Here is a 12172-nt window from a genome sequence, read left to right as displayed (position 1 = left end):
GGGCACGCTAGTCACCGAGATTCTCACCGATCAGTGCGCGACGGGCCGCCGCCAGAATCTCATCCGAGAGCGCATCGCCCGCGGTTGCGCGGGCAAGCACCAGCGCACCCACCATCAGTGAAACATCAGCCAGCGCGTCGACTCGTGCGCTCACTCCGGCATCCCCTCCCGGTTCGGTCCGGGTCAAGATGTCCAGCAGACCCTCAAACCCCTCGCGAAACGCATCCCGAACCGGGGCATCCGGCGCCGACCTCGCAACATCGGTTGCGAGCGCAGCCATGGGGCACCCCTCCCCCGCATCCTGCCGATTCGACGCCTCAAGGTAATCTGCAATGAGGGTGGCGCGCTCGTCATCCCCACCGGCCGATCGAGCCACCGATGCGTTCCAATCCGCCGCCGCCTCCCCGAAAGCATTGGCGCATGAAACGGCGATGAGATCGTCTTTCGACTCAAAGTGCTTATAGAAGCCGCCATGGGTGAGCCCGGCCGCCCCCATGACATCGGCGACGCTGACGCTCAGCCCTCGCTCGCGCATGAGACGCGAGGACACCCGTTCAATCTCGATTCGATTGCGCTCGGCTTCCGCTCTGGACACCCTGGGCATGTGCGACTCCCGTTCCGCGCGACCCTATTGATTGCGCACGACATCTATTCTACGCGGTGCCCACCAGCGCAGGCGGCTAGCGACCACCGGTCAGGATCTCGGCCCCCGTCTCGGTGATCGCGATGGTGTGCTCGGTGTGGGCGGTGCGGGAGCCGGTGGCGCTGCGCAGGGTCCAGCCGTCAGCGTCGGTGATGAGGCGGTCGGTATCCGCCATCACCCAGGGTTCGATGGCCAGCAGGAGGCCGGGGCGGAGCGTGTATCCGCGTCCGGGGCGGCCGTCGTTGGAGACGTGAGGGTCCTGATGCATGGTGGTGCCGATGCCGTGGCCGCCGAACTCCATGTTGATTGAGTAGCCGGCACCGCGCAGAACCGTGCCGATAGCGGCCGAAATGTCGCCGATTTTCGCGCCGGGCTTCGCGGCGGCAATCCCCGCGGCGAGCGCGCGCTCGGTGGCCTCAATCAGTGCGACGCTCTGGGCCGGACGCGACTCCCCCACCAGGAACGAGATGGCGGCATCGGCGGCCACCCCGTCGAGGATTACGGCGAGGTCGAGGGTGAGGAGATCGCCGTCGGCGAGGCGATAGTCGTGGGGCATGCCGTGCAGAACCGCGTCATTGACGGCCGTGCAGATGTAGTGACCGAAGGGCCCGCTGCCGAAGGAGGGCGCGTAGTCCACGTAGCAGGAGGTCGCCCCGGCGTCGAGGATCATCTCCTGCGCCCAGCGATCAATATCGAGCAGATTGATACCCACAACCGCGCGCTCTTTCAACGTCTGCAGGATGGTTCCCACGAGCGCCCCGGTGGCGCGGGCGCGGTCTACTTCAGCTGGGGTCAGAATCTCAATCATGGCGGGCCCTTCAAAAACCAATAACAATACCGGCCAAACTATACCGGTAAATCTATACCGGTACTAGTATTGGTTTCATGGTCAGACTGCCCCTCACCCCCGAAGAGATCGTTCGAGGCGAACGCCTCGGCGCGCTGCTGCGCCGCACCCGCGGCCAGCGCTCGATGCTGGATGTGGCGCTCGCCGCCGAGATTTCCCCGGAGACTCTGCGCAAGATCGAATCCGGGCGGGTGGCCACCCCCGCGTTCCCCACCATCGCCGCGATCGCCGCGGTCCTTGGCCTCTCCCTCGACACGGTGTGGGCCGAGATGTCCGCGCCCTGCGAGGCGGCAGGGGCGCGGGTGGTCGAGCGCCTGGCGTCCTAGCAGCGCATGCTCAACGAGGAGGCCGCCGTTCGGGCGGAGCCCTTCATTTTGATGACCGATACGGTCACGGATCTGGATGACCTCGTCGCCCACCCCGACCGCTATCTCGTGAGCATGTATGCCGAGCCCGCACGCGCGGCCGAGCTCTGGCACCGGCGTCTCCGGACCGCCCCGTACGGCAGCGAGGGCAGCCTCTCGCTCACATATTTTGGGCATGAGCTGCTGGGCCCGCGGCTCTGGGACGAGGTTACCGGTATCTGGTGCGCCCTGATCGATACCATCGCCGATTTCACGGTGGCCGGAGCGGGTGAGCGGCTGTTCCCCGGCCAACCCGTGCCCATCCGTCTCGAGCGGGCCGGCTCACGGGCCCTGTTCAGCGTGAATGGGACCCGGACGCTGGTTGCCCCCGAACTCTTTATCCCCGGCGTCCTCACCGCGGCCGCATCGTATTGCCGGTGGGTTGAGGAACACGTGGGAGCCAGTGAGAGCTCGCTCAGCGCTCAGACCGAGCGGCTTCTTCAGGCACGAGAGACCACGGGCTAGCCTCCGCACTCGAGCTCCTGTGCGCGCGCTTCAGAGGCATACGCCGAACGCCAGTCGCCGACGCCCCACTCGGATGAGCGTTGCGCCGGCGACCGGTTCGGCGACTGATTCCGCTAGCTCGATGCTCCCTTTCGAGCCCGGCGCACGGTAGCCCCGGTTCCGAGAACGATCAGCACGAGCGCGGCCAGCATCGGCAGGAACGGGAACTGCGAACCGGTGGTCGGCAGCCCTCCCGGTCCGGTCGGGGTGCCCGGCTGCGACGGGCTACCCGGCTGTGAGGGGCTACCCGGCTGAGTGGGTCCCTCGGTCGGCGGAGTCGTCGGCGGCTCAGACGGCGACGGTGAGGTCGGCGGCTCTGACGGCGACGGCGAGGTCGGCTCATCCGGCTTGGGCGGCACCGGGTGTTCGGTGTCTCCCGGCGGCGGCGTGATCGGCGGCAGACCCGGAGGCGTTGCCGAACCGGTCACGTGGTTCTTCAGAACCTGACCGAATGCGTCCGCGTTGACCGTCACCGAGTAGGTGATGGTCACGGTCTCACCCGGGGCCAGCACGCCGGTCCATACCAGGGTGTCAGCGGTTCCGTCGTGAACCAGAGTCCCCGCCGGGTCCTTTCCGTTGATCGTCGCCGCGGCATCGTCGTTGTATGTGACGTACTCCGACAGACCGCTCAGATCATCGGTGATCACCACGGGATCCAGCACGGTTTCGCCCGTGTTCTTACCCGTCACCGTGTAGGTGAGGGTGTCTCCCGGCTTCACCCGTGTTCCGCTGGCGGGATCCGAGGTCTTGCCCAGCTCAAACCCGGGGATCGGAACGGGGTGCTCGGTCTCGCCCGGCGGCGGCGTGATCGGCGGCAGACCCGGAGGCATTCCCGCACCGGTCACCCGGTTCTCCAGAGTCTGACCCGAGGCGTTCGCCTTTACCGTCACCGAGTAGGTGATGGTCACGGTCTCACCCGGAGCGAGTGCACCGGTCCAGACCAGCGTGTCAGCGGTCTCACCGGGCGCTAACTTCCCCGCGGGGTCCGTCCCGTTGATCGTCGCCGCGGCATCCTCGTTGTACGTCACGTACTCCGAGAGGCCACTCATGTCATCGGTGATGACCACCGGGTCCAGCACCGTCTCGCCCGTGTTCACACCGGTCACCGTGTAGGTGATGGTCTCTCCGGGGTGAACGGTGGTACCACTCACCGGATTCGCGGACTTCCCGAGTTCAAACCCCGGGGTCGGAATGGGATGCTCGGTCTCCCCCGGCGGCGGAACGATGGGCGGCACTCCCGGAGGAGTTGCCTCACCGCTCACGCTGTTATTCAGGGTCTGACCCGACGCATTCGCGTTCACCGTCACCGAGTACGTGATCGTGACGGTCTCGCCCTCGGCCAGCAGACCGGTCCACAGCAGAGTCGCGGCATCGGGATCGTGTGTCAGGGTTCCCGCGGGCCCCTTCCCGTTGATCTTCGCCTCGGCGTCATCGTTGTACGTCACGTACTCCGAGAGCCCGCTCAAATCATCGGTGATGACCACCGGATTCAGGACGGTACCACCGGTGTTTTTGCCCGTCACCGTGTAGGTGATGGTCTCACCCGGGTGAACGGTGGTACCACTCACCGGATCAGCGGACTTCCCCAGATCAAACCCCGGGGTCGGCACCGTGTGCTCGGTGTCCACCGGCGGCGGAATGATCGGGGGCTGGTCCGGTCCCGGCGGTGTGGCTTCACCACTCACGTGGTTCTCCAGTACCTGCCCCGTCGCATTCTCGTTCACCGTCACCGAGTAGGTGATGGTGACCGTCTCGCCCGGGGCCAGCGCACCGGTCCACAGCAGCGTTTCACCGTCGGGGCCGGGCGTGAGTGTTCCCGCGGGGCCCGTCCCGTTGATCGTCGCCTGGGCATCGTTATTGTAGGTGGTGTAATCCGAAAGGCCCTGCATCTCGTCCAGGATTGTGACCGGATCCAGCACGGTACCACCGGTATTACGGCCGGTCACCGTGAAGGTGATCTTCTCCCCGGGGTTCACGTCCGCGCCCGAGCGCGGCACCGAGGTTTTGCCGAGGACAAATCCCGGGGTCGGGACCAGGTGCTCGGTATCCACGGGTGGGGGCTTGATCGGCGGCAGCCCCGGAGGCGTTCCGGAGCCGGTCACGCGGTTCTCCAGTTTGTGCCCCACGGCGTTACTCGCAACCGTCACCGAATAGGTGATGGTGACGCTCTCCCCCGGGTTGAGCGCCCCCGTCCAGAGGAGCCTGTTGTCCTCCGAGAGCGGGGTGAAGGTACCCGCATTGGGGGTCCCATTAATCGTTGCGCTGGGATCGTTGTTGTACGTGGCAAACTCGAGGACCTTGGACAGGTCGTCCTCGATCTCGACGGGGTCCAGTACGGTCTCACCCGTGTTGGTGCCCACCACCGTGTACTTGATGAGCTGGCCGGGATGCACCTCGGTGCGGTCCGCAGGATCGGCCACCTTGGAGATCTCAAACCCCGGGGTCGGGACCGAGTGTTCGGTGTCCGTGGGCGGCGGAACGATGGGCGGAACCCCCGGCGGCTTCGCCGAGCCGGTCACCGAGTTTTGCAGCTCGTGGCCGGTGGCGTTTTCGTTAACCGTCACCGAGTACGTGATGGTGACCGTCTCGCCGGGCTTCAGCGCGCCCGTCCACTTGATGATCCCCTCGCCCGCATCCGGATCAAACGCTCCCGCGGGGGTGGTTCCGTCGATCGTGGCGGACACGTCGTCGTTGAAGGTGACGTACTCCGACAGCCCTCTCAGATCATCGGTAATCTCCACCGGCTCGAGAAGGGTTCCGCCCGTGTTGACGCCGGTCAGCGTATAGGTGATGGTGTCGCCCGGGTGCACCTCGGAGCCGTGCGGCGGGTCTGCGGTCTTACCCAGGGTGAACCCCGGGTCGGGTACCGGATGCTCGGTCTCCCCGGGCGGCGGCGTGATCGGCGGCCCCACCGGCGGCTGTGCGCTACCGGTTACCCGGTTTTCCAGCACCTCACCGTAGGCGTTGGGGTTGACGGTCACCGAGTAGGTGATGGTTACCGTCTCGCCGGCGTTCAGCGCACCGGTCCAGCCGAGCGTTCCGTTTTTCCGGTCGGTGTTGAGCGTGCCGGCCGAGGTTTTTCCATCGATGGTCGCGAACGCGTCATCGTTGTAGGTGACGTAGTCCCACAGATCATCCAGATCATCGGTGATGGTGACGGGGTTGAGCCGGGTGTTTCCGGTGTTTGATCCGGTCACCGTGTAGGTGATTCTGTCTCCCGGTGCCACGCTCTCACCACTTGCGGGATCCGAGCTCTTGGCCACGACAAAACCGGGAGCGGGTGCCGGCAGCAGCGTGTTGGTGACCACCACGTTCACCGGGTCTTCCGACAGGCCGTCCGCGGTGATGGTGAGGGTCGAGGGCACCACGCTGGCCGTACCCCATACTCCGCCGGGCACGGCCGGCGGCGCGGCCTCGGTCAGGGTCAGGACGGCGCCCACGGGGAGCTCACCGCTGGTCTTCGTCTCGCCGCTTGCGGGCAGAAGCAGGTGCCCGTTTCCGGCCGGGAACGATCCGTCGGCCGCCGCGGGGTAGGTGTAGTTCAGGCGGAAGTCTGCGAGGCCTGAGGGTGCCAGTCCGTTGGCATCCACCAAAACCTTTTTGGCTGAGAACGCACCGACCGAGGGCTCCTCATAGTTCGCCTCGTTGGTCACCCGATAGTAGGTGAGCGCCCCCAGGTTGCCGTTTTGGGAGGTGAACGTCACGTCAAAGACGCTGTCCCCCTCCGAGCCGGGAATGGGGTTTCCGCTCGCATCCACGAGCTGGAACTCACCGTCCCAGGCCACGTTCTCGGGCTCGGTGGGCGTGACCTCTTCACCCACCACGCGGGTGCCCGCGGGGAAGGACGTGGACCACGTGGTTTTCCCGGGGCGCAGCGTCAGCGTGCCGTCCGTGCATCCGGGTCCGGAGTGCGAGGCGTGGTTATAGCCGGGCTTGGTGGTATCGCAGGCCTTGTAGGTCACGCCATAGGCGGTGGGGAGGTCCGGATCGCGCTCGGCGGTGCCGGTGATCTCCTTCTCAAATGCCAGTCGGCCCTGGTTGGTGCCCACGGCACCACCGCTGCCGCTCTGGTTGGTCACCGAGCCCTCGACCTCGGTTCGCACTTCATCTTCACCCACGATGATCGTCGCGCTGTTGCGGTAGGTGCCCTGCGCACCGTGGTCCAGGGTTTGAACCTTCCAGGTGACCCAGTACACGCGGCCCTTGAGCCCGCGCTCTCCCTCGGGAAGGCTGGAGTCTTGGTAGCGTCTTCCGGCGGCGGTGGTGAAGTCTACCCGCGTGCCACCTTCGCTGACGGTGAACTCATCCTCGGGCAGAAAACTTCGTGAATAGAAGTTCAGCTCTTCGCGGCCGTCCGGCTCCACGATCACGACGTCGAAGAACTCGACATAGGGGCTGCCCGGCAGAACCTCGTAAATGGAGGTATCAATTTCATCGATGACGGTGACCGGAACGCCGATCTCCATGCCGTCCGATCCCGGGGTGGGAACACGAACCTCCCACCCGATGGTGTCGTCCGTTTTGTCGTACCAGCCGATCTTTGAGCCGTCCTCAGGGTCGAGCTCGCAGTCCTCCTCGCACTGAGACCCACCCGGGCGAATGGTCACCTCGTTTGTGAAGTTGTCAACGATGGGGAAACGGACGTTCTCATCCTCGGTGTTGCCGTTAATGACCGTCACCTCGAACTTGAAGAATCCCTCCATATTCTGCGGATGCTCGGTGACATAGTCGTCATCGAGCTCGCAGTACACGGACGTATTGCTCACCGTACAGGTTCCGTTCGGCGTGCCATCGGGTGCGTAGAGCGTGATGGTCTCGGGTTCGCCTCGAAGTTCTCCGGGGAGCGGAATCGTGCCGGAAACCGGAACGACCGCGTCTCCTGGGATGGACATCTGAATGTCCAGCCACTGTTTGGTGCCATCCTGGAACTCGTTAATCTGCACACCGTCTTCGGTGACAAACGTAATGCTGTCGATGTTGACCTGATTGGATGCCGCCACCGCGGCGGATCCAAACCCCACCGCCGCCCCGAGCAGGAGGGCCACACTCGCGACCATCGCCGCGGTTTTGCGGAGTATTCCTCGTTTTTGGCGTCGATAAGTACCGCTGGAAATTCCAGGCATAGTTATTCAGTTCCCCCTGTATCGATGCCCGCATATTCCTCACACCGCGTCATGTCGGTGCGCCCCCGCAAGCATCTTGTACGAATGGTATCTATTCGCCGCCTCGAACAACAGGGGGATTTTTCACGCGGAGTTTGGTAAGGGCCACAATTCTCGCCCGGTAGCCATGGCTCGCGCTCCGATGGGCAAGCACGCGCCCACCTCCGCGTGGACAATGGGTGTCGCTACAGGGAGATGATCGCTCCGGCACCGTAGAACAGCACCGGCAGCAGCGCGAGCCCGATCAGCGTGATCCATCCCGCCGACTTTCCCTGCCCCAGGCGGAAGATGCCCCAGCACAGCACACCAATGACCACGAGGAACGGACCATAAACAGCGATGCCCATCACGAATTCACCGTCGAGTGGTGGGTTCTTGGTGTACTCGCGGCCGGGGACGGTGCCGGCGTAGGCGAGAAAGCGCCCCATGAAGCTCGAGAACAGTGCGGCGATGCCCAGCGCAATCATGCCGAGAACGAAGGTGGCAACCTGGGCGCCGGTGGCTCGAGCCTCGTCCTGATGCGTGCTGTATTCGCTCATGGCTATCCAATCGGGTGGCGACGGTGCGGTCCTGCCAGCGTACTCGATGCCCGTGTCGGTCCCGGCCGGGCGGCCTGCGGGCGCGATGATGGAGGTTAACGCACGTCATCCCCGGGTGTCGGTGCCCGAGGCTTCTCGTCAGGAGTGACACCCGCACATGCCCTCAGCCGTTCCCGAACTCCCGATCGTGCCCGCCGACACGCGCGCACTGCGCCGTGGGGCCCGCGCGCTTCTGGTGCGGGTGTTCGAACGGGACCCCATGTGGCGTCGGCTCGTTCGGTGGGCCTGGGCGCGCACCCTGGTGCTGAGGTACTACTACGGCCGGGCCGTCCGGGTGGCGCACGCCGAGGGGCGCATCGACGTGGTGCCGGATGCGAGCGGCCGGCTCCTCGCCGCCGCAGTGTGGTTCATCCCGTCCGCAGGTGCGGAGGACACCCGCACCTGGCATCTCGAAGCCGTCGTGGTCGATGAAAACGCCCGCGGAAAATCTCTCGGCAGCAGGCTTCTCCGTCACGCACTCGAGGCCATCGATGCCGAGGGCGCGGCCGCCACGCTCGATGCGAGCACCCCCGATAGCCAGCGCCTCTACCAGCGCTACGACTTCCACCCGATCGGCCCGGTGCCCGTGCAGCCCTGGGCACGCGACCTCAAGATGCGTCGGGAGCCGCGGTAGCCGCCCCGCTACTTTCCGTGCGGATCCAGGTTGTTGAGGGTCGCGACGGTCTGCGCATAGTCACCACGGGCCTCGCTGAACCGCAGGAACCCGACCCGTTCAACCAGAATCTGGTGCGCCTCGGGGTCCGCCTCGATCAGGGACACCACCTCGGTGATGAAATCCTCTAGCGGCATCGCAAACGCACTCTCGCGCTGCCCAGGCAGGAGATCGGTGGCCACGGACGGAGGCACCAACTCGAGGAACCGGACGGACGTGTTCGCAAACTGAAGACGAAGGGTTTCGCTCAGCATGTGAATGCCGGCCTTGGTGGCGTTATAGGTGGGGGTTGCCTGCAGGGGTGTATAGGCGAGACCCGAGGTCACCGTCATGATGGTGGCATCGGGACGCCCGAGCAGGTGCTCGCTGAACGCAGCGATGAGGCGAATCGGTCCCAGAAGGTTAGTGGTGACAATTTCTTCGGCCGAGGCCAGTGCGCCGCCCGGGGTCGTCCAGTCCTCCACCCGCATGATGCCGGCCATGGTCACGAGCACGTTGACCTCGGGATACTCCGCGATCACGTGCGCGGAAGTGTGTGCCACGCTCTCCGCATTTGCGGTGTCGATGACGACCGTCTTGAGCGCCGCGTGCTCGGCCGCAATCTGCTGGAGAAGCTCGGCACGGCGCCCGCCCACAATGACGGTGTTTCCCTTCGCGCTGAGCTCGAGAGCCAGTGCAAGACCAATCCCGCTGGTCGCACCGGGGATGAAAATCGTGTTTCCTGAAATGTTCATGATTCGATTCTGCGTGCGGTTAACGTCACGCAACAGGGAGCCCTTATCGGGGGATTCGGAGTCCCTGGCACGGCACCGCGAATGGGCGCATACTGAAACGATGGATCGAGACGCACTCAGCGGTTTTCTGACGCGAAGACGAAACGACCTCCGGCCGGCAGACGTAGGCCTGCACCCCGGCCCGCGGAGACGCACAATCGGTCTGCGCCGAGAGGAGGTCGCCCAACTCGCGCTGATGTCCACCGACTACTACACGCGGATGGAACAGGGACGGAGTACCCAGCCCAGCGCCCAAATCCTTGCGTCGCTGGCCCGAGCCCTGCGACTCACACCCGATGAGCGCGACTATCTCTTTCGGATCTCAGGCCTCGATGCCCCCGACCGCTACGCCACCGGTGACTACGTTGCCCCGGCGCTGCTGCGCGTGCTCGATCGACTCGGTGATACACCGGCACTCATCATCTCCATGCTCGGGGAAACCCTGGTTCAAAATGCCCCGGCGATGGCTCTCTACGGAGACACCAGCGGGTATACGGGACTGGCGCGCAGCGAGATCTACCGCTGGTTTGCCCACCCCGAAACCGAGCGCGCGCGATATCCGGAGCGCGACCAGGATCGGCAGGGGCACGCGCTGGTGGCCGCTCTGCGCGCGGCGCTCGGCACCCTCGGCGAGAACTCCCCGGCCGGAGATCTGGTACGTGAACTCCTCACCCTGAGCGCGGAGTTTGCGGCAAAGTGGGAGGAGCACCGCGTTCAGCGCAGGTTCACCGATCACAAAACCCTCGTTCACCCCTCACTCGGGGAGATCGAGGTGGACTGCCAGTCGCTGTTCACGGAGGATGAGTCACAGGCGCTTCTCGTCCTCACCGCCGCGCCCCGTTCCGAGGCGGAAAGCAAGCTCGCACTCCTCGCGGTACTCGGCAATCAGCGCTTTGAATCCGCCTCCCAACCGGGCTTCGGGGAGAACTAAGCGGTCGCGGGCTACGCGCCCTCGGCCTCGGCCTCGATGATGTTTAATAAACATCATTCGCCGTGAAGCCTGCCCACGTGATCGAGCGCGGGGGCATCCGGGCCCAGTCTCGGCTTGCGGGCTCCAGTCTCGTGCCCGCCAATACGATTACTACGCTCAGCGAGAGCGACCAGGCCCAGGTGGGCGTCGGCGGTGTAGCAGAACAGCCTCCCCTTCTGATCCTTCACCCGCGCAAGGATTCCGGCGTCGGCCAGCGCGACGAGAGCACGATGGGCTGCGCTCGGCGAAGCTCCCCATCGCTCGGACACTCGATCGCCCGTGAGTACTGGTTCGTGCGCAAGATTGCTCAGCACCCTCAGCATCAATGCGTCGCTTCGAGGCCGCGCAGGGTTGACTCCTCGCGCCGTTCGATGCGCAACGAGCTGCTCGAGGAGCCGAGCGTCGAGCGCTTCAACTCTGTCAGCCAGCGCCACCGCGTTGCCCGCCGCACGCTCAACCGCGGAGGCAAACCCGATCACCCAGTCATCAAGACGGGGCGGGGTCGCTCGATAAGCGCTGAGGCCAGCGATATATGCATCGGTATCCCCGGCAAACACGGTGCTGATGGGGATGAGCACGTTGCGCAAAGCATCGGCTCGCGCCAGTACCGTGTGAATGAGCGCACGGCCCGTACGTCCGTTGCCGTCCACAAACGGATGAATAGTCTCAAACTGCGCGTGCGCGATTGCGGCACGGACCACGGGATTTCCCCCGGTTTCACTCATGAAACCCGCGAGGTCGCCAAGAAGGCGTTCAACTTCGGTTTCCGGCGCGGGAACAAAGTCCGCACGCAGTGGGCTGCTCCCCGTGCCGCCCACCCAGTTTTGCTCGGTTCGAACACCGATCGACAGACGGGGCTCGATTACGTGCTGAAGCGTCTCAATGTCCCGCACCGAAATCGGCTGACTGCGATCGGTCAGCTCGTGGATTGCAGCCTCGGTAGCCCGCACGTTGCCAATCACGTCCAGTGCCACGCGAGGTCCCTGTTGGAGAACCTCGGCAATGGCAAGTTTCTTCGGGGTTACCCGATTACCCTCGATCCAGCTGGAAGAAATCGACTCGGACCGAATCAGCAGGTGATTGAGAAAGCCACCGTGCTCTCCAATCCGCTCATCTGCGCGACCCAGAACAACCAGCGCATCCTCGGCCGCGGTGCGTGCTGCACCACCCAGATCGGGCAGCCGCGTGCCGAGTTCATCCGGTACATAGGCTCGGTACCGGCCGGGCTGGCGATCGCGCCGACTCAGCCCAAACCCGGATTCGTCGTCCAGACTCCACAAACGCTCAATGTACTCAGCCATCGGATAGCCTCCAAACCTCACCGCACTAAATCCACTTTAGTAAGATATGTGGGATTTAGCAGCTTCTAAATCCCACTTATTTACATAAGTAGGATTTAGGGGCGGTGAGGCGTCACCTATTCCTCACCCGTCCGAGGCAGTCCTGAGCTGCCTATTTCCCGTGCAGATAGGCAATGGATGCATCGCGACGGTCGGTGGAGACAAACGCAGGGTTTTCCTCGTCGGATGGAACCGCTCACAAGACCCTGAGAGCACACGTAATTGCCATGTCTGCCGAGGCCTCTGCTTCCGATTCGTCTTCCGCGCGTGCAACGAAG

The 12172-nt window shown here is 64.6% G+C and carries 10 protein-coding genes; 4 read left to right on the top strand and 6 right to left on the bottom strand.

Translation table 11 applies throughout. From position 1 onward, the window contains the following. Positions 1-7 precede the first annotated feature (7 nt). Entirely contained in the window at positions 8-604 is a 597-nt protein-coding gene (locus tag D9V32_RS08060) for a TetR/AcrR family transcriptional regulator (RefSeq protein WP_121648385.1), read from the bottom strand. Between the two features lie 76 nt (positions 605-680). Then, complete coding sequence (map, locus tag D9V32_RS08055; protein WP_121648384.1) at positions 681-1451, bottom strand: type I methionyl aminopeptidase; 771 nt, start codon at positions 1449-1451, stop codon at positions 681-683. Positions 1452-1528: 77 nt separating this feature from the next. Between map and D9V32_RS08050 the strand changes: the two genes are divergently transcribed. Further along, on the top strand, positions 1529-1816 hold the full coding sequence (locus tag D9V32_RS08050; RefSeq protein WP_121648383.1) for a helix-turn-helix domain-containing protein: 288 nt from the start codon (positions 1529-1531) through the stop codon (positions 1814-1816). 51 nt (positions 1817-1867) lie between these two features. After that, a complete protein-coding gene (locus D9V32_RS08045; RefSeq protein ID WP_147440431.1) occupies positions 1868-2359 on the top strand; it encodes a hypothetical protein in 492 nt (163 codons plus the stop codon). Between the two features lie 113 nt (positions 2360-2472). Here the strand turns inward: D9V32_RS08045 and D9V32_RS08040 are convergent, their stop codons facing one another. After that, a complete protein-coding gene (locus D9V32_RS08040; protein ID WP_183086233.1) occupies positions 2473-7455 on the bottom strand; it encodes a DUF7927 domain-containing protein in 4983 nt (1660 codons plus the stop codon). 290 nt (positions 7456-7745) lie between these two features. Continuing rightward, positions 7746-8099: a hypothetical protein gene (locus tag D9V32_RS08035; protein WP_121648380.1), complete on the bottom strand. Its 354-nt coding sequence runs from the start codon at positions 8097-8099 to the stop codon at positions 7746-7748. 157 nt (positions 8100-8256) lie between these two features. On the opposite strand from D9V32_RS08035, the gene D9V32_RS08030 reads away from it, so the two are divergent. Then, entirely contained in the window at positions 8257-8772 is a 516-nt protein-coding gene (locus D9V32_RS08030) for a GNAT family N-acetyltransferase (RefSeq protein ID WP_121648379.1), read from the top strand. 8 nt (positions 8773-8780) lie between these two features. On the opposite strand, the gene D9V32_RS08025 is transcribed toward D9V32_RS08030, so the two are convergent. After that, positions 8781-9545: an SDR family oxidoreductase gene (locus D9V32_RS08025; protein WP_121648453.1), complete on the bottom strand. Its 765-nt coding sequence runs from the start codon at positions 9543-9545 to the stop codon at positions 8781-8783. 100 nt (positions 9546-9645) lie between these two features. On the opposite strand from D9V32_RS08025, the gene D9V32_RS08020 reads away from it, so the two are divergent. After that, positions 9646-10515, top strand: a complete 870-nt coding sequence (locus D9V32_RS08020) for a helix-turn-helix transcriptional regulator (RefSeq protein ID WP_121648378.1) — start codon at positions 9646-9648, stop codon at positions 10513-10515. A 53-nt stretch (positions 10516-10568) separates the two neighbouring features. Here D9V32_RS08020 and D9V32_RS08015 read toward each other — a convergent pair whose 3' ends face one another. Beyond that, positions 10569-11855 (bottom strand): Fic family protein, encoded by a 1287-nt coding sequence (locus D9V32_RS08015; protein ID WP_121648377.1) that lies wholly within the window; start codon positions 11853-11855, stop codon positions 10569-10571. Positions 11856-12172 lie beyond the last annotated feature (317 nt).

Origin of the sequence: Mycetocola tolaasinivorans, from assembly GCF_003667565.1 — a bacterium.
Classification (GTDB): domain Bacteria; phylum Actinomycetota; class Actinomycetes; order Actinomycetales; family Microbacteriaceae; genus Mycetocola; species Mycetocola tolaasinivorans.
Note: the sequence above shows the minus strand (reverse complement) of the source record. Positions and strands in the feature narration are given on the sequence as shown.